Here is a 17,425-nt window from a genome sequence, read left to right on the forward strand (position 1 = left end):
GGATCCGCGCACTGCTCCTCGAAATCGATGCGGCTTCATCTCCGGCATGAAACCGTATATTAGCCGCACATGCCGCCATTGCGAAGTGTCACCGCCCCCACGAGCGTCACATCCGCCGGCAGGCACTCCCGCGTCAGCCGCTTCGCCCTGCCGGTGCTGCTCGCCGGAGCGACTGCCATCGCCTTCGCTCCGATCTTCGTGCGCCTGAGCGAACTCGGGCCGACGGCGACGGCGTTCCACCGGCTGTTGCTGGCGCTCCCGGTGCTGTGGTTGTGGAACGCTCTGCAGGCGCACGCGACCAAGCCTGTTCGTCCGGCGACCCGGCGCGACTATCTCGGACTGATGGCAATCGGCCTGTTCTTCACCGGCGACCTGGCGCTGTGGCACTGGTCGATCGAATATACCAGCGTCGCCAACGCCACCCTGCTCGCCAACTTCGCACCGGTGTTCGTGGCTCTCGGCGGTTACGCCCTGTTCGGCGAACGGTTCTCGCGCACCTTCCTGATCGGCATGGCGACCGCGCTCGCCGGCGCCTGCGTGCTCATGGGCCGAAGCTTCACCCTCAGCGGCACCCACCTGATCGGCGACGCCCTCGGCCTCGGCACCGCGGTGTTCTATGCCGCTTACATCGTCGCCGTCGGGCAACTCAGGGCGCGCTTCTCCACGCCGACCATCATGGCATGGTCCGGGCTATTCAACTGCGCGTTCCTGTTGCCGATCGCGCTCGCTTCCGGCGAAAGCCTGGTGGCGGTGACGATCGAGGGCTGGCTGGTGCTGGCCGGACTGGCGCTCATCTCCCACGTCTGCGGGCAGAGCATGATCGCCTATGCCCTTGCCCATCTGCCGGCCGCGTTCTCTCGGTGAGCCTCCTGCTGCAGCCGGCGATCGCCGCAGTGCTGGCGTGGATCCTGCTCGGCGAGGCACTGGGTCCGATCCAGGCCATCGGGGCCGCGCTGATCCTGGCCGGCATCTATCTCGCCCGCCGTGGGACGCGAAGCAGCGCCAGACCCACCGCCCCGGCGGGCCCTTGACACGGCTGGACGCCGATGCGAGAGGAGGCGCCGAGCGCGGACATTGGCGGAAGAAGGTCAGGGGGAGCCAAGGTAATGGGTCACGATCGTAGAATCGCGATTATCGGCCTCGGGTACGTGGGGCTGCCGGTCGCCGTTGCGCTCGGACGTCGGGGGGCTCATCCGGTCATCGCGTTCGACGTGGACGAGGTGCGCATCCGAGAGCTTCGGGAGGGCGTCGACGGCACCCACGAAGTCGCGTCGGCCGATCTGAAGGCGGCGCGGCTCCGCTTTACGAGCAATCCGGCCGATCTGCGCACCGCGGACTTCTTCATCGTTGCCGTGCCGACGCCGATCACCCAGACCGCCCGCCCGGACCTCCGACCCTTGCTGTCGGCCACCCATACCGTCGCCAAGGCGCTGAAGCCGGGGGACATCGTCGTCTATGAATCGACGGTCTATCCGGGAGCCACCGAAGAAGATTGCGTTCCGATCCTGGAGGCGGAATCCGGCCTGACCAGCGGCGCCAACTTCGCCGTTGCGTACTCGCCGGAGCGCATCAATCCCGGCGACAAGGAGCACCGCTTCGAGACCATCGTCAAGGTGGTTTCCGCCCAGACGCCGGAGGCGCTCGACGTGGTCGCCGCGGTGTATGAGAGCGTGGTGACGGCCGGAGTGCATCGGGCCCCCAGCATTCGCGCCGCCGAGGCCGCCAAGGTGATCGAAAACACGCAGCGCGATCTCAACATCGCCTTGATGAACGAGCTGGCCCTGATCTTCGACCGGCTCGGTCTCGACACGCGCGACGTGCTCGCCGCCGCCGGCAGCAAGTGGAACTTCCTGCAGTTCACGCCGGGTCTGGTCGGCGGCCATTGCATCGGCGTCGATCCCTATTACCTGACCCATCGCGCCCAGCGCGCCGGTTATCATCCCGAAGTCATTCTCGCCGGACGGCGCATCAACGACGGCATGGGCCGGTGGGTGGCGCGGGAAACCCTGAAGCGTTTGCTGAAAAACGGCAACCGCAGCGGCCCCCTCCGGGCCACGGTGCTGGGCATCACCTTCAAGGAAAACGTCCCCGACTTCCGCAACACCAAGGTCACCGACATCGTGCAAGAGTTGGAGTCGTTCGGGGTAACGGTTCAGGTGCACGACCCGCTGGCCAACGCAGCCAAGGTCGAAGCAGAATATGGCATCGGGCTCGTCCCGATGGAGGCGCTGGAGCCGGCCGACGCAGTCGTCCTCGCGGTCGCCCACGATCTGTACCGGGACGGCGGCTGGCCCCTGGTGACCGGGCTTTTGAAGCACGGCCGCGGCGTCGTCGCCGACGTCCGAACTTGCCTCGACCGCGATCACCTGCCGGAAGGCGTCACCCTCTGGCGCTTGTAGCACCGCCGGATCGGCCCAGGGCCGGCTACCGCATGCCGTGGTCGCGGAGGAGCTGGTAGAGGGTGGGGCGGCTGATGTCGAGCAGGCGGGCGGCCTTGGAGACGTTGTTGTCCGCGGCGAGCATGGCTCGGGACACCGCCATGCGCTCTGCCTTCTCGCGCGCCTCCCTGAGGCTGATGGTGGTCTGGCAGAACCGGTCGGCGGCCAGGTCCATGTCCGCGGCAGTGACCAGGGGGCCGGTGGCGCCGACCACCGCGCGGCGGATGCGGTTCTCCAGTTCGCGCACGTTACCCGGCCAGCCGTAGCGGATGATCGCCGCGACTGCATCGGCGGCGAAGTTGCGCACCGGCCGGCCTTCGTCGCGGGCCATGGTCTTCAGGAAGTGCCGGCCGATAGCGAGGGCGTCTTCCGGCCGCTCGCGGAGCGCCGGCATTTGCAGGACGACCCCGCTCAGTCGGTAGTAGAGCTCCTCGCGAAAGGTTCCGTGAGCGATCTCCGGCAGAACATGCTTGTTGGTGGCGGACACCACCCGGAGGTCGACGCGGATGGGCGTGCGGCCGCCGACCCGTTCGATCACCCGCTCCTGCAGGAAGCGGAACAGCTTAGCTTGCAGCGGCAACGGCAGGTCGCCGATCTCGTCCAGAAACAGGGTGCCGCCGTCGGCCAGTTCGACCTTGCCGGGCGTCGTGCGCGTCGCGCCGGTGAAAGCCCCTTTCTCATGGCCGAACAACTCGCTTTCCAGGAGGTGCTCGGGAATTGCGGCGCAGTTTATGGCGATGAACGGTCCGCCGGCGCGATGACTCAAGGCGTGCACCGCCTGCGCAACCACTTCCTTGCCGGTGCCGCTCTCGCCCAGCAACAGGATCGACACATCCGACGGCGCGAAGCGGCGCACCTCGGCGCAAACTTTTAGCATGGCGTCGCTGACGGTGATCAGGCCGGGCAGCGCCGGCGGCGGATCGGCGGCCGTCAGACGCAGATGTTCGCTCTCCAGGGCATGAAGGTGGCAGGCCCGTCGCAGGATCAGATCCAGGGCGTGCAGTTCGATGGGCTTTTCGTAAAAGTCGTAGGCCCCCTGCGCCACGGCGCGCACTGCATGATCGCGCTGCGCCTGACCGCTGAGCACAATGACCTTCGTTGAGGGCGCCGCGGCGAGGATCTCGTCGAGGGCGGCAAGACCTTCCGACGCACCGTCGGGATCCGGCGGCAAACCCAGATCGAGCAGGGCCACGGGCGGATGCTGGTGCCGCACCGCAGCCACGGCGGAGGGTCGATCACCGGCGAGCAGCACCTCATATCCGTCCAGCGCCCAGCGGAGCTGCCGGCGGAGCGCTTCGTCGTCATCGACGATCAGCAGCTTCTGCGCTCCGCCGGAGCTCACAGAGGCCTGCCTCCTGTTGGTGCGCCAGCATGTGCAGCCGTCGGCGCAAATGCGTCGGCGTCGCCGTCCTGCACAAAAAAGCTGAGACCTGGAAACATCGCGCCACTATAGCGGGTTTTCGTTTTGGTTGCACGCGTTCCGTTCTTGGCAATCTTCCGTTGCGTGGCATCAACGTCGGGCTCTGAAAAAGCTTTGCAGCATCGCGCCGCAGGCGGCTTCATCGACGCCGCCGATGACCTCGGGGCGGTGGTGGCAGGTGGGTTGGTCGAACACACGAGCACCGTGGTCGACGCCGCCTCCCTTTGGGTCGTAGGCGCCGAACACCAGCCGGCGGACACGGGCATGGGCCATCGCCTGGGCGCACATGGCGCACGGTTCCAGCGTGACGTACACGTCGCAGTGGACGAGGCGCGGGGTCTTCAACACCCGCGCGGCGGCCCGGATCACCAGCATCTCGGCGTGCGCGGTCGGATCGCGCCAAGCCTCCACGCAATTGTGTCCAGCGGCGACCGCGGCGCCGGCCGCGGCGTCGACGACCACCGCGCCGACCGGCACCTCGCCGATTTGCGCCGCCCGGCGGGCCTCGGCCAAAGCCAGCCGCATCATCGAGAGCCGTCGCGTCATTTCGCCCTCAAGCCGGCTCGATCCTGGTCCGCATTGCCCTGAGGGGCGCACCGTCCTAGAGTTCGGCCATGTCACGCACCCGCCAGCCGGTCATCGGTATCACCATGGACGCCAACGCGCCCGGAGGCTACTCCGCGTTTCCGTGGCTGGCGCTTCGTGAGAATTACGGCGCGGCGGTGACGCGCGCCGGCGGACTCGCGCTGTTGTTGCCCCATGAGGTCGAACACGCCGAGGCCTACGCGGACCTGGTCGACGGCCTGATCGTCTCCGGCGGCGACTTCGACGTCGACCCGGCGCTGTTCGGCGCCGCCACGCGGCATCCGACGGTGCGCACCAAGGACCGGCGGACGGCTTTCGAGGTAGCTGTCACTCGAGCCATGCTCGCCGCGGACAAGCCGGTGCTGGGCATCTGTGGCGGTCAGCAGCTTCTGCATGTGGTCCTCGGTGGCACCCTCATTCAGCACATCCCCGACATGATCCCGGGCGCCCTCGCCCACGAGCAGGAGAACCCACGCGACGAGCCGGGGCACACGGTGCGCATCGTCGACTCAACGCGGCTTCGGGCCATCGTCGGCGCCGGGGAGCTTGCCGTCAACAGCGCCCATCATCAAGCGGCGGCCGACGTTCCGGACGGCGTGGTGGTCAACGCCATCGCGCCCGACGGGGTCATCGAGGGCATCGAGGTGCCGGGCTATCGCTTCTGCATCGGCGTTCAATGGCACCCAGAATACCATGTCAACGACGGCGACGGGCGCCTGTTCGCCGCCTTCGTCGAAGCCGCCGCGAAAGCGCGGTGACGGGATGAACGACGCCAGCGGCGGCGAGCGGATCGCCAAGGTGATCGCCCATGCCGGCCTCTGTTCGCGCCGCGACGCCGAGCGCTGGATCGAGGCGGGGCGGGTGGCGGTCAACGGCCGGGTGCTGACCTCGCCGGCAGTGACGGTGAGCCGTGCGGACGCCATCACCGTTGATGACAAACCGCTGCCGACCGCGCCAGAGGTGCGCATGTGGCGTTACCATAAACCTGCCGGGCTGGTGACCACCCACCGCGACCCCGAGCAGCGTCCGACGGTGTTCCAGCGCTTGCCGGCGGAGCTTGGCCGGGTGGTGTCGGTCGGTCGCCTCGATCTGACCTCCGAGGGACTTTTGCTGCTGACCAATTCGGGCGCGCTTGCGCGCCGCCTGGAGTTGCCGGCGACCGGCTGGACGCGGCGCTATCGGGTGCGGGCCTACGGGATGGTCGACGCCAAGGCGCTGGCGGCGCTGGAGCGGGGCGTCACCGTGGACGGCGTGCGCTACGGCCCGATCCTTGCGCAGGCGGAGCCGCAGGGAGAACGGACCTCCGGCTTGAACACCTGGCTTGCCGTCGCAATCAAGGAGGGCAAGAACCGGGAGCTGCGGCGGGTGTTCGAGCACATTGGCCTCACCGTCAATCGCCTGATCCGCATCGGCTATGGCCCGTTCCAGCTCGGCAATCTAGGCCCCGGCCAGGTGGACGAAATCAAGGGCAAGGTGCTGCGGGAACAACTCGGCGCGGCCGGGCGCGACATGGTGCCGCGCGCCCGCGCGGCCGGCGCGGCTCGCACCGTCAAGGGCCGAGGGTGAGGATCATCGGCGGTCGCCACCGCGGGCGGGCCATCCGGGCCGCCGGCAGCGGAGGCGTACGGCCAACCGCCGACCGGGTCCGCCAGGCGCTGTTCAACATCCTCGAACACGGACCCGAGTGGCCGGCGCTGGACGGCGCGGCGGTGGTCGACGTGTTCGCCGGCACCGGCGCCTTCGGGCTGGAGGCGCTGTCGCGAGGGGCTGCGCACGCGACCTTCATCGATAGCAATGCGGATGCTCTCCTCGCCATCCGCCGCAACGCCGCGTCGATGGGCGAGGCGCGGGCCATCACCGATCTTAGACTCGATGCGACCCGGCTGCCGCCGCCGCGGAGCGCGGTTGCGCCTTCCGTCGTCGCCTTCCTTGATCCGCCGTACGAGTCCGGGCTGGCGCTGCCGGCGCTACAGGGCTTGTCGACCCGCGGTTGGCTCGCGGACGATGCCGTGGCGATCGTCGAGGTCGGCGCCCGCGAGCCGTTCCAGCCACCGCTGCACCATATTGTGGTCGACGAGCGCGTCTACGGCGCGGCGCGCCTGATCTTCGTCAGGCACGCGTGACGGCCGGCCGCGCGCAAACGCCGACGATCCGCTACCAGCGCAGAAGAAGGCGGTCGCCGCGCACCTCGTAGCCTTCAAGACGGCGCAGCGCCGACATGCCGAGCAGCGTGATGCCGTTCATCGGCGCATCGACCACATGCGCATCGACGTTATGGAGCGTGATCGCGCCTACGGTCAACCGGCGCAGGGTCACCGGCGCGGTGCGGGCGATGCCGTTGGCGGTCTGGCTGCGGGCGGTGAAGTCGCTGGCGACGAGGCGGAGCCCGGCGCGGCGCGCCGTCTCGCGGTCGAGCGCCACGCTTGAAGCGCCGGTGTCGACCATGAAGCGGACGGGGGCGCCGTCGACGCGGCCGTCCAGCCAGAATTGCCCGTGACCGTCAGCCCTCACCGTCAGGCTGCGATGACCTCGCGCGCCGGAGCCGGCGTCCGCCCCGGCGCGCTGGACGGTGATGTCGCGCGCTTCGCTATCGTGGGAGGACGTTCCGGCCAGCGGACCCAGGGCCACCGCCGCCAGCAGCCCGACGATCGCCACGGCGATCAACCGGTTGAGCGCCCATCGCAATATCCCACCGCTGCGTTCCGTATCCTGTCGAACTTCGCCGATGACCATCCTGCAGCCCGCGCCTGTTCATCAACCAATACGAGTGTGCACCCTACCATAAAAAACCCCAGGGTGCATAGCGCTGGTGTACTATTTTATTGAGGTGTTTTTGCGTCAACGACGGCCGAACAGCCGTTCGATGTCCGCCAGCCTGAGCTCCACATACGTCGGCCGGCCGTGGCTGCACTGGCCGGCGAGCGGCGTCGCTTCCATGTCGCGGAGCAGGGCGTTCATTTCCGCAATGTTCAGCCGGCGGCCGGCTCGGACACTGGAGTGGCAGGCCATTCGCGCCGAGACGTCGCCGAGCCGGTCCTTCAGGGACAGGGCCTCGCCGACTTCAACCATATCGTCGGCGAGGTCGCGGACCAGGCCGGCGGCGTCGACCTCCACGAGCAGCGCCGGCACTTCCCGCACCAGCACCGCTCCCGGCCCGAAGCGCTCGATCAGGAGACCGAGCTCGGCAAGCTCGTCGGCGCGTCCGGCGATGCGGTCGGCCGCGGCGTCTTCCAGTTCCACCACCTCCGGGATCAGGAGTCCCTGGCGCGGAACCCCGCCCGCCGCCAGCGCCGCCTTGATGCGTTCCTGCACCAGACGCTCGTGCGCCGCATGCTGGTCGACAATAACGATGCCGTCGGCTGTCTGGGCAATGACGTAGGTGCCGTGCACCTGCGCCCGGGCGGCGCCCAGGGGATAGGCGGCCGCAGGGTCGTGGCCGTCGGGCGACGCCGGTTCCGGCGACGCGGGCGGCGTCGCGCTGCCGCCGAACAGAGGCGCGTGGAACGGCGCCGCCTGCTCGGCCAGACCGCGGGACAGCCTCGGCCGCGGAGCCGGGAACCGATATGTCATCGTTCTCCCCGACGCCACGCCGTCCGTCCGCACCGCCGCAATGGCCGCGTCGGCGACCGAGGTGGCGGCGCGATGGCCGGCGCCGGCGAGGGCATGGCGGAGCGCCGCGACGATAAGGCCGCGGACCAGGCCGGCGTCTCGGAATCGCACCTCGGCCTTGGTCGGGTGGACGTTGACGTCGACCAACTCCGGCGCGATGTCGAGGAAAAGGGCCACCAGCGGATGACGGCCGCCGGCGAGAACATCTTGATAGGCGCCGCGGACGGCCCCGTACAACAGCCGGTCGCGCACCGCCCGGCCGTTGACGAACAGGAACTGCTGCGCGGTTGTGGTGCGGTTGAGGGTCGGCAGCCCGGCAAAGCCGGTGACGCTGATGCCCTCCCGCTCGGCGTCGATGGGCAGCGCGTTGTCGGAGAATGCGCGCCCCATCACTGCCGCCAGCCGCTCCAGCCGCGCCTGCGCCCCATCGCCGGCGACCGCCGGCAGCTTGACCGGCGTGCGCGCTCCGTCGGAGACTTGGAACGCAACGGTCGGATGAGCCATGGCGAGGCGGTGCACAGCGTCGGTGATGTGCCCGAGTTCGGTGGCGGTCGCTTTCAGGAACCTGAGCCGCGCCGGCGTCGCGTAGAACAGGTCGCGCACCTCGACCCGGGTTCCCGGCGGATGGGCGGCCGGCTCCACCGCGCCGACGCGGCCGGCATCGATGGTGAGGGACCAAGCATGCGCGTCGTCCCCGGTGCGGCTGGTTAGGGCAAGGCGGGAGACGGCGCCGATCGACGGCAGCGCCTCGCCGCGGAAGCCGAGGGTGGCGATGTGCCAGAGGTCGTCGTCCGGGAGCTTGGAGGTGGCGTGGCGTTCGACCGCCATCGCCAACTCGTCGCGGCCCATGCCGCAGCCGTCGTCGGTGACCGCGATCAGCGACCGGCCGCCGTCGCGCACCACCACCTCGATACGACTCGCGCCGGCGTCGATGCTGTTCTCGACCAGCTCCTTGACCGCCGCCGCCGGCCGCTCGACCACCTCGCCAGCGGCGATGCGGTTGACGATGGTCTCGGGCAGCCGGCGGATGGCGGTCATGATGGACCCCGCCCGCCCTCCAAGCGTCAGCCGCGCATGGCCTTGTAGGCGTTGATCAGGCCATTTGTGGAGGAGTCGTGGCTGGTGACCGTGTCGCCGCCGCGGAGTTCAGGAAGGATCGCCTTGGCGAGCTGCTTGCCGAGTTCGACCCCCCACTGGTCGAACGAGTCGATGCCCCAGATCACCCCCTGGGTGAAGATCTTGTGTTCGTACAGGGCGATCAGCATGCCGAGGGTGCGGGGATCGAAGCGGCGGACGAGGATGGAGTTGGTCGGCCGGTTGCCGTCGAACACCTTGTGCGGAACCAAGGCTTCCAGCGCCGCGCCGGACGCGCCGTCGGCCTCGATATCGGCCCGCGCCTCCGCCTCGGTCTTGCCCCTCATCAGCGCTTCGGTCTGGGCGAAGAAGTTCGAGAGCAGGATCGGGTGGTGATCGTCGATTGGGTTGTGGCTCTCCGCCGAGGCGATGAAGTCGCACGGAACCAGGCGGGTCGACTGGTGGATCAACTGATAGAACGAGTGCTGGCCGTTGGTGCCCGGCTCGCCGAACAGGATCGGGCCGGTGCGGTAGTCGACGCGATGGCCGTCGCGGGTCAAGTACTTGCCGTTGGACTCCATGTCCAGCTGCTGCAGGTAAGCCGGGAAGCGGTGCATGTACTGGTCATAGGGGAGCACCGCGTAGGTCTCGGCGCCGAGGAAATCGGTGTTCCAGATGCCGAGGAGGGCCATCACCACCGGCATGTTGGCCTCCAGCGGCGCGGTGCGGAAGTGGGCGTCCATGGCGCGGCCGCCTTCGTGGATTTCGAGGAAGCGGTCCATGCCGATGGCGATGGCGACCGGCAATCCGATCGCCGACCAGAACGAATAGCGGCCGCCGACCCAGTCCCAGAACTCAAACATGTTGGCGACGTCGATGCCGAAGGCGCTCACTTTCTCGGCGTTGGTGCTGAGCGCGACGAAGTGCTTCGCCACAGCCGCCTCGCCGAGGGCCTCCACCAGCCAGGCGCGGGCGCTGCCGGCGTTGGTCAGGGTCTCCTGGGTGGTGAAGGTCTTCGACGCCACGATGAACAGCGCCGTCTCGGGGTCGAGCGTCTTCAAGGTTTCGGCGATGTGGGTGCCGTCGACGTTGGAAACAAAGTGGCAGGCGAGGCCCGGCTGCTGGTAGGGCTTGAGGGCCTCGGAAACCATGACCGGTCCCAGGTCGGAGCCGCCGATGCCGATGTTGACAACGTCGGTGATGCGCTTGCCGGTGTGCCCGACCCACGCTCCGGACCGCACTGCATCGGAAAAGGCGCGCATCTGATCGAGGACTCGCGTGACCTCCGGCATCACGTTGGCGCCGTCGACGCGGATGTCGGCGTCCGAGCCGGCGCGGAGAGCCACGTGGAGGACGGCGCGGCCCTCCGTGTTGTTGATCTTCTCGCCGGCAAACATGCGCTCGCGCCAGCCCTCGACGTCGGCTTCGCGGGCCAAATCAACAAGGAGGCGCATCGTCTCCTCGGTGACGCGGTTCTTGGAGTAGTCCAAGAGCATGTCGCCGACGCGAATCGTCATTGCATCGAACCTGTTGCCTTGGGCGGCGAACAGGTCCCGCATGTGCTCGGCGTGGATGGCTTGGCGTTGCTCGGCCAAGGCTTTCCAGGCGGTCGACTGCGCGATCGACGGCATTTCAACTCCTCCGCGTCCCTCGGTTCAAGATTTGCGGCGAAGATTAGCAGACGGGTTGCGCGGCCACCACCCGCGGGTGGAGAGGTGCCGCTGTGGCGACGGCGGCCCTCAGGCCGAGCGGTTCGAGTGGCGATTCAGTGCGACCTCCCGGTCGTCGTCGGGGATGATGGTGTCGTTGCTGTTGGCCGCTTCGGCCGGAGGCGAACCGGCAACCACCGCCAGCTTGTCGGCGGATTTGCCGCGTCGCCCGATGGGGTTGCCGCCGCTCGGGCCGCTCGGGGCAATGCCGGCCAGTTTCGCCTGCATCTCGACGATGCGGACCGCGGCGCTGAAGTGGTGATACTCGACCGCCAGTCTGAAAACTGACTCCAGCTTGCCGACCAGCGTTTCCGACTGATCGCCGACCTGGCGGGCGTCCTCGGCCTGCAACTCCGCGATCCGCGCCTGCACGGCGGGCTCCCGCAACAGCCGGTAGGCGCTGGTGCGGCACGACTGCGGCGCGTAGCCAGCGTGGCGGGCAGCGGCGGCGGCATTGAGGGAGCCGACATACCGCCGGCAAAACTTTTCCTTACGTTGCGAGATCAGATCGGGCATGGAGGATGTCATCCGAATATGAAAGGGAGAATGCAAGGAATATAAGCCTTATTTAGGCTAGTTGTCAAGCCGCGCCCGCACCCATGCCTTTCCGCGCCGTGTTGACGAAATACCGTGTGACGTCCGCCTTCCGCGTCCTCGTGGTGCGGCGGCGCATCAGGACATGGACGGCAGACGGAGGGTGCCGCCGGTCAGCGGTCGGGGGACGCCGGTGGTGGTGGGGAGACTAAGCGGCCGGCTCTGCAAGGACCGCACTGCGAGAAACGCAAAGGCCTGTGCTTCTAGCGCGTCACCGTTCCAGCCGACCGCCTCCACCGGATCGACCGGAGCGGCGACAGCGTCGGCAAGCATGGCCATCAGCACACCGTTGTGGCGACCGCCGCCACAGACCAGCCACCGCCGCGGCGGTTCCGGCATGTGGGCCAGCGCCGCCTGAACGGCGCGGACGGTGAACGCGGCGAGGGTGGCGGCGCCGTCGGCCGCGTCCATGCCGTGCAATGTCGCAAGAACGCCTGCGAAATGGTCGCGGTCGAGAGACTTTGGCGGCGCTGCCCGGAAGTAGGGGTCGTCCAGCCATGGGCGCAGCCTGTGGTCGTCGATCCGCCCGACGGCGGCGATGCGGCCGCCTTCGTCCCAGGCGCGCCCGGTGGTTTGGCGCACCCAGTCATCGATCAGCGCGTTGCCGGTGCCGGTGTCGAACGCCAGTACCGGTGGGGCGCCGGACCCTTCGTCTGCGCCCATCCAGGTGACGTTGGCGACACCGCCGATGTTCAGGACTGCAAGCGGCCTCTCCAGTCTCTCCGCAAGAGCGAGATGGTAGAGGGGCGCCAGGGGCGCCCCATGACCCCCGGTAGCGACGTCGGCGGAACGGAAGTCCTCGACGACGGGAACACCGGTTTCCACGGCGAGTCGCCGGCCGTCGCCGATCTGACGGGTCAGCCTGATCTCCGGGCGGTGCATAACAGTCTGGCCGTGAAAGCCGATCACATCGACGTCGGAGGCTGCCAAGCCGGCCTGGTCCAGCAACCGCGCGACGGCCTCGGCGTGAAGGAGCGTCAAGTCGCGAACCACCGCCTCGTCCCCCGGGCGCTGCTCGCGGCCCAGCAACCCACGGAGGCGCTCGCGGAATGCCACCGCATAGGGAAAACTCGCCCATGCACCGCGCTCCAGGATATGCTCGCCATCGGTCACAAGAAGCGCGGCATCGACCCCGTCCAACGACGTGCCGCTCATCAAGCCGAGTGCGGTAAGCGCGCGGACTTCGTGAAGGGCGGCGATTCCGCGGTCTTGCAGGGGAGCCCCGCTCATCGTTCCCATCCGGTGGCGTTGTCTATACGTGGCATGTGTGCTAGCCCCATGCGATGAGCACCTGTCAATCCGAATTTCTCAACATCGTCCGTGAGCGCGGCTACCTGCACCAGTGCACCGACCTTGACGGGCTGGACGCCCTTGCCACCACGGGCCCGGTGACCGCCTACATCGGCTTCGATTGCACGGCGCCGAGCCTGCATGCCGGCAGTCTGGTCTCCATCATGCTGTTGCGGCGGCTGCAGAAGGCGGGGCACCGGCCAATCGTGCTGATGGGCGGCGGGACCACGAAGATCGGCGATCCGTCCGGCAAGGACACGGCGCGCATGTTGCTGAGCGACGCGGACATCGCCGCCAACATGGCCGGCATCCGCCGCATCTTCTCGCGGTTTCTCGCGTTCGGCGACGGTCCGACCGACGCGGTGATGGTCAACAACGCCGACTGGCTCGACAACCTTGCGTACATTCCCTTTCTGCGCCACGTCGGCCGTCATTTTTCCATCAACCGCATGCTGACGTTCGATTCCGTGCGTCTGCGCCTGGAGCGCGAACAGCCGCTGACCTTCCTCGAATTCAACTACATGGTGCTCCAGTCCTACGATTTCGTCGAGCTCGCGCGCCGCTACGACTGCCGGCTGCAGATGGGCGGCTCGGATCAATGGGGCAACATCGTCTCCGGCGTCGAGCTCGGTCGAAGGATTGGCGATCATGGGCTGTTCGGCCTCACAACCCCTCTGCTCACCACCGCCTCGGGCGCCAAGATGGGCAAGACCGCGGATGGTGCCGTGTGGCTGTCGGACGACATGTTGTCTCCGTACCAGTACTGGCAGTTCTGGCGCAACGCCGACGACGCCGATGTCGGGCGCTTCCTCCGGCTGTTCACTGAACTGCCGATGGACGAGATCCGGCGGCTGGAAGCCCTGAATGGGTCTGAAATCAACAGCGCCAAGGCACTGTTGGCGACCGAAGCAACGGCCCTCTGTCATGGACGGGAGGCGGCGGAGGACGCTGCTGAAACCGCGCAGCGGACATTCGGCGAGGGCGCCGCAGGCGCGGCGTTGCCCAGCATCGCGGTCGCGGCGACGGAGCTGGAGGCCGGCGTTGCGGCATTCGAGCTGTTCCGGCGCGCCGGTCTGGCAGCCTCCAACGCCGCCGCGCGCAAGTTGATCCGTGGCGGTGGCGCCCGCCTCAACAACGCCCCGCTTGAAGATGAAACGCGACTCGTGACCCTCCGAGACAGGGACACGTTGGGGCAATTGAAACTCTCCGCCGGAAAGAAGCGGCACGCCATGGTCGTGGTGACATAAATGAGTGTGCTGAACCGAGCTGGTGCTGTGCGCCGGCGAATCCGCAGCACCACGAAGCCGAATCATCGCCGGCGGGCGCTTGCCGAATGGTCGCATGCGCCGTGCCGGGCCCGCGCATTGGCAGTCAGAACTCGGGTAGTCGCCACGTAAGCGGGTCTCGTCGGCCGATCCGGGCAGAACGATACCCAGAAGAATCGCTGCGTAATTGCGATGCAAGCGGAAGCAGCTACAGTTGTAGCCAGCCGCCTTTTTTATTGCCGATGTTTGATCCTCCTTCGGCCTGTATTTGAGCACGATTACTCGCCTGAAGGAGGTGTCCGTGCCGCAAATGCTCCAAGGGCGTCGCGCCGTCGTCCAGTGGAAGGTGCCCGGTCCGCATCATACGGCGCATGAGATTTCGCAAGCAAAGATCGATTGACAAAGGGATTCCGATGGCAAGAGGATGCAGCCTCGGGACATCGAAGCGCGACGCGATCACGTTCGCAAAACAGGTCGGGATGCTGTTGACGCCATGACGGTTGATGCTGAGTGCGGAGAGGCGGAAGTGTCGAGAAGCAGTATCGGCGAGGCGCCGTTCCACGTCCCCGAAGGCTCCGACCACCTTTACCTGGACCCCGTGCGCCGCGGTGCACTGTCCATCCTGATCACCAGCGTCGGCGACGGCGTGCCGTCGGTTCTGGTGTCGGGCGGGCCGGAAATCGGCAAGACATCGCTGATGGTCGCTCTTGCGGAGGCGCTGGCGGAGCGGCGCGGCGTTCGCCTGTTGCGCTTCGAACAGGTGTTCCAATGCAGCGAAGAGACGTCGCTGCATGACATCGTCTCGTCGTGCCAGCGTCCCGAGCAGACCGTCAACGTGCTGCTGTTGGACGACGCCGACCGGCTGACCGAAGACGTGCGCGACAACCTGTGGTCGTGGGCGGAACAGTTCCGCGCATCGGTGGCTCCCTTGACGATCGTGCTTTCCGCGACGCCGAAGCCCGTCCTTCATGACAGCGCCTCTAAGCTGACGGAGCTATCGCAGGTGGCGGATCGCGTCATCGCGCTGGAGCCCTTGTCGACGAAACATCTCGAGGCGATGATCCGCCATCGCCTCGATGCGGCCGGCTACGGCGGGCCCGACCCGTTCACGGCCGCCGCGATCGAGCGCATCGCGTTCTACTCCCGCGGCTATCCCGGCCGCATCACCCGCCTGTGTCGGCATATCCTGAGCAAGCCCCTTGCAGCGGGCTCCCTGCCGCTGCCGGCCTCGGGGGTGAAAGACGCGGCGTGGGACCTGTTCCTGCCGTTGAGCGTCAAAGATCGGCTCAAGGAATTGCAATTCGGTCCCTACAAGACGGTGGCGTCGAGCAGGAGCGCCGAATCGATCCACACCGCAGCATCGTCACCGCCGCGGCAGATGCGCAAGCCGCCATCGATGACCGTCGGAACACGCAACCGCTCGCCTGTCGCGGCGGCCGCGACATCCATGCGCCGACGGAGTGAAACCCTGTCCGGGCCACCGCCGACCATGCTGCGGGCCGAGCCGCCGGTCCGTGTTCGAATGGAACGGCGGCCAGAAGAGCGGTTTCTGGAAGTCGGCGCTCGTCTGCGGCGCTGGATGGAAAGGGAGTGGAGGAGGGCGGCGCGCGAGGCGACGCGGCCGACCTTCTGGTTGGCCGATAAATGGAGGGCGTTTACCCGCTGGCGCGCAAAACCGCTGTCCTTCTCTTGGGCGGCGGAGGCGACGGAGCCGGTTCGGGTGCGCTATCGGGCGGTGAGGGCGCAGATGCCGGCAGCCGGCAATGCGCGCCGGCTGGCCGCCGGGCTGTCGCTGCCGACCGTCCGGATGCCGACCATATCGTTCAAGGCGCTGGAGGAGCGTTTGCAGGCACTGCTCGCTACGAGCCAAACAAGCTTGGCGCGGCGGGCAGCGGTCGGGGGGCTCGTGCTGCTCGTCGGCGGTATCACGCTTACCTACCTGACGCACGGCGGCAGCGGCCAGGACGAGCGCGAGGTTGCGGCTGTCGCCGGTCCGCCTGCGGCAGCGATCACCACGGCCGCGGAGGCGAGACTCGATCCTGCCGCCGAAAATGCCGGCCCGACACCCATTGTCTTGCCCGGCGAACGCGCCGAAGTCATGGGGCCCATGCCGATGCCAGTGGATGACCCGAGAGCGGCGGGGCCGGTGGGAGCGGAGCAGGCCGACGCGGATCAGGGACGGCAGGCGGCGGCGCAGCCGGCAGAGGTGGCGTCGCGCACGTCCGCTGTGACCGACAGTGCGCCGCCGGCTCCAGCCCGGGCTCAGGTCGAGGCGGCCCAACGGATGCTGGCGGGCCTCGGATTCGACCCGGGTCCGATCGACGGGCTCATGGGGCCGCGGACACGGGGCGCCATCCGCGCTTTCCGGCAAAGCTACGGCGGCGCCGTCGACGGGGAGGTCAACGCCGACCTGATCAGCGATCTCGAAGGCCGCACCAAGCGCGCCAACTAGTGCTTCATGGCCATCGAGCTCGCATTCAAGGACTACGGCGCCGGCCCGCCGCTAGTGATCCTCCACGGACTTTTCGGCTCGGGCCGCAACTGGCACAGCGTCGCGGGCCGGCTGGAGGACCGCTTCCACGTCTATGCCGTCGATCTCCGCAATCACGGCGACTCGCCGTGGGCGGAGCCGATGACCTACTCGGAGATGGTCGACGATCTGCGCACCTTCCTCGAAACTCGCGGCATCGAGCGGACGAGCATCCTCGGTCATAGCCTCGGCGGCAAGACCGCCATGTTGTTCGCGCTGCTTTATGGGCACATGTTGGACGCCGTGGTGGTCGTCGATATCGCGCCGACCCGCTACTCACACACGCACCTGCCGATCGTGCAGGCGATGCAGCGGGTCGATTTCCGACAATGCGAAAGCCGCGCCGACGTCGAGGGGCAACTCGCTCGCGGCGTCGCGGATCCGGCGCTCCGCACCTTCCTGATGCAGAACGTGATCTCCGACGACGGCGGCTACGCTTGGCGCATCAATCTGAACGCGCTGGCCGCGTCCATGGACGACCTGCTCGCCTTCCCCGTCGCCATGCCTGACCTGGCCTTCACCGGTCCTTCATTGTTCGTTAGCGGCGATGCCTCCGACTACGTTAGCGCCGAGCGCCACAGGGAGCCGATCCGGACGTTCTTCCCGGCGGCCGAGTTCGCCGTCATCCCCGAGGCCGGCCACCGCGTCCATGTCGATCAGCCGGAGCGATTCCTGGAGGCGGTTGTCACGTTTCTGGACGCGGAACTGCTGTAGCGGCGGCTGGACACGGCACCGCTCTACCACTAGAACCAGCTTGGTAAACTGGTGGGCACCGTTCGGATGATCACCATCGGAGCGTTCGAAGCCAAGACCCACTTCTCCCGCCTCCTGGAGCGCTCCCAGCAGCGAGGAGATCACCATCACCCGTCGCGGCCGGCCGTCGCCCGCCCCGCGCCAGCAATGCCGGATAA

At 67.8% G+C, this 17,425-nt stretch carries 15 protein-coding genes and 1 pseudogene; 8 read left to right on the forward strand and 8 right to left on the reverse strand.

Annotated elements, in window-relative coordinates; translation table 11 throughout:
* Window positions 1-69: 69 nt before the first annotated feature.
* Window positions 70-1,031 (forward strand): annotated as a pseudogene (locus tag IPM60_08380) (DMT family transporter).
* 75 nt (window positions 1,032-1,106) lie between these two features.
* A complete protein-coding gene (locus IPM60_08385; protein ID MBK8907909.1) occupies window positions 1,107-2,399 on the forward strand; it encodes a nucleotide sugar dehydrogenase in 1,293 nt (430 codons plus the stop codon).
* A gap of 25 nt (window positions 2,400-2,424) precedes the next feature.
* On the opposite strand, the gene prsR is transcribed toward IPM60_08385, so the two are convergent.
* Window positions 2,425-3,780 (reverse strand): PEP-CTERM-box response regulator transcription factor, encoded by a 1,356-nt coding sequence (gene prsR / locus IPM60_08390; protein ID MBK8907910.1) that lies wholly within the window; start codon window positions 3,778-3,780, stop codon window positions 2,425-2,427.
* Window positions 3,781-3,948: 168 nt separating this feature from the next.
* Window positions 3,949-4,383, reverse strand: a complete 435-nt coding sequence (locus IPM60_08395) for a nucleoside deaminase (GenBank protein ID MBK8907911.1) — start codon at window positions 4,381-4,383, stop codon at window positions 3,949-3,951.
* Between the two features lie 89 nt (window positions 4,384-4,472).
* On the opposite strand from IPM60_08395, the gene IPM60_08400 reads away from it, so the two are divergent.
* From IPM60_08400 to rsmD, 3 genes are read left to right on the forward strand one after another with little or no spacing between them, the layout of a single operon-like run.
* Window positions 4,473-5,201 (forward strand): gamma-glutamyl-gamma-aminobutyrate hydrolase family protein, encoded by a 729-nt coding sequence (locus IPM60_08400; protein MBK8907912.1) that lies wholly within the window; start codon window positions 4,473-4,475, stop codon window positions 5,199-5,201.
* A complete protein-coding gene (locus tag IPM60_08405) occupies window positions 5,137-6,009 on the forward strand; it encodes an rRNA pseudouridine synthase (GenBank protein ID MBK8907913.1) in 873 nt (290 codons plus the stop codon). The genes IPM60_08400 and IPM60_08405 overlap by 65 nt, the downstream gene beginning before the upstream one ends.
* On the forward strand, window positions 6,006-6,566 hold the full coding sequence (gene rsmD, locus IPM60_08410; GenBank protein ID MBK8907914.1) for a 16S rRNA (guanine(966)-N(2))-methyltransferase RsmD: 561 nt from the start codon (window positions 6,006-6,008) through the stop codon (window positions 6,564-6,566). Before IPM60_08405 ends, rsmD begins: the two co-directional genes overlap by 4 nt.
* A 31-nt stretch (window positions 6,567-6,597) precedes the next feature.
* On the opposite strand, the gene IPM60_08415 is transcribed toward rsmD, so the two are convergent.
* From IPM60_08415 to IPM60_08435, 5 genes are all read right to left on the reverse strand, one after another.
* Complete coding sequence (locus IPM60_08415; protein MBK8907915.1) at window positions 6,598-7,176, reverse strand: TIGR02281 family clan AA aspartic protease; 579 nt, start codon at window positions 7,174-7,176, stop codon at window positions 6,598-6,600.
* A gap of 105 nt (window positions 7,177-7,281) precedes the next feature.
* A complete protein-coding gene (gene mutL, locus IPM60_08420) occupies window positions 7,282-9,090 on the reverse strand; it encodes a DNA mismatch repair endonuclease MutL (GenBank protein MBK8907916.1) in 1,809 nt (602 codons plus the stop codon).
* A gap of 26 nt (window positions 9,091-9,116) precedes the next feature.
* Complete coding sequence (gene pgi, locus IPM60_08425) at window positions 9,117-10,757, reverse strand: glucose-6-phosphate isomerase (protein MBK8907917.1); 1,641 nt, start codon at window positions 10,755-10,757, stop codon at window positions 9,117-9,119.
* Between the two features lie 108 nt (window positions 10,758-10,865).
* A complete protein-coding gene (locus tag IPM60_08430; GenBank protein ID MBK8907918.1) occupies window positions 10,866-11,351 on the reverse strand; it encodes a terminase small subunit in 486 nt (161 codons plus the stop codon).
* A gap of 156 nt (window positions 11,352-11,507) precedes the next feature.
* Window positions 11,508-12,659, reverse strand: a complete 1,152-nt coding sequence (locus IPM60_08435; GenBank protein MBK8907919.1) for an anhydro-N-acetylmuramic acid kinase — start codon at window positions 12,657-12,659, stop codon at window positions 11,508-11,510.
* 53 nt (window positions 12,660-12,712) lie between these two features.
* Between IPM60_08435 and IPM60_08440 the strand changes: the two genes are divergently transcribed.
* Window positions 12,713-13,966 carry a tyrosine--tRNA ligase gene (locus IPM60_08440; protein ID MBK8907920.1) on the forward strand — a complete coding sequence of 418 codons (1,254 nt, stop codon included), beginning with the start codon at window positions 12,713-12,715 and terminating at the stop codon, window positions 13,964-13,966.
* Window positions 13,967-14,192: 226 nt separating this feature from the next.
* Here IPM60_08440 and IPM60_08445 read toward each other — a convergent pair whose 3' ends face one another.
* Complete coding sequence (locus IPM60_08445) at window positions 14,193-14,546, reverse strand: hypothetical protein (protein ID MBK8907921.1); 354 nt, start codon at window positions 14,544-14,546, stop codon at window positions 14,193-14,195.
* Between IPM60_08445 and IPM60_08450 the strand changes: the two genes are divergently transcribed.
* Together IPM60_08450 and IPM60_08455 are read left to right on the forward strand one after the other, a co-directional pair.
* Window positions 14,511-16,436, forward strand: a complete 1,926-nt coding sequence (locus tag IPM60_08450; GenBank protein MBK8907922.1) for a peptidoglycan-binding protein — start codon at window positions 14,511-14,513, stop codon at window positions 16,434-16,436. The two genes, IPM60_08445 and IPM60_08450, sit on opposite strands and share 36 nt — an antisense overlap.
* A 6-nt stretch (window positions 16,437-16,442) precedes the next feature.
* Window positions 16,443-17,228, forward strand: coding sequence for an alpha/beta fold hydrolase (locus IPM60_08455; protein MBK8907923.1), 786 nt, complete (start codon window positions 16,443-16,445; stop codon window positions 17,226-17,228).
* Window positions 17,229-17,425: the final 197 nt, after the last annotated feature.

The sequence above is a fragment of the Rhodospirillales bacterium genome, from assembly GCA_016710335.1.
Lineage (GTDB): Bacteria > Pseudomonadota > Alphaproteobacteria > Rhodospirillales > Defluviicoccaceae > JADJXQ01.

Excerpts from the sequence above, each read along its gene's own strand:
- IPM60_08385 (MBK8907909.1), top strand. The coding sequence starts at position 1,107 with ATGGGTCACGATCGTAGAATCGCGATTATCGGCCTCGGGTACGTGGGG.
- IPM60_08395 (MBK8907911.1), bottom strand. The coding sequence starts at position 4,383 with ATGCGGCTGGCTTTGGCCGAGGCCCGCCGGGCGGCGCAAATCGGCGAG.
- IPM60_08400 (MBK8907912.1), top strand. The coding sequence starts at position 4,473 with ATGTCACGCACCCGCCAGCCGGTCATCGGTATCACCATGGACGCCAAC.
- IPM60_08405 (MBK8907913.1), top strand. The coding sequence starts at position 5,137 with ATGTCAACGACGGCGACGGGCGCCTGTTCGCCGCCTTCGTCGAAGCCG.
- IPM60_08415 (MBK8907915.1), bottom strand. The coding sequence starts at position 7,176 with ATGGTCATCGGCGAAGTTCGACAGGATACGGAACGCAGCGGTGGGATA.
- mutL (MBK8907916.1), bottom strand. The coding sequence starts at position 9,090 with ATGACCGCCATCCGCCGGCTGCCCGAGACCATCGTCAACCGCATCGCC.
- pgi (MBK8907917.1), bottom strand. The coding sequence starts at position 10,757 with ATGCCGTCGATCGCGCAGTCGACCGCCTGGAAAGCCTTGGCCGAGCAA.
- IPM60_08430 (MBK8907918.1), bottom strand. The coding sequence starts at position 11,351 with ATGCCCGATCTGATCTCGCAACGTAAGGAAAAGTTTTGCCGGCGGTAT.
- IPM60_08435 (MBK8907919.1), bottom strand. The coding sequence starts at position 12,659 with ATGAGCGGGGCTCCCCTGCAAGACCGCGGAATCGCCGCCCTTCACGAA.
- IPM60_08440 (MBK8907920.1), top strand. The coding sequence starts at position 12,713 with ATGAGCACCTGTCAATCCGAATTTCTCAACATCGTCCGTGAGCGCGGC.
- IPM60_08455 (MBK8907923.1), top strand. The coding sequence starts at position 16,443 with ATGGCCATCGAGCTCGCATTCAAGGACTACGGCGCCGGCCCGCCGCTA.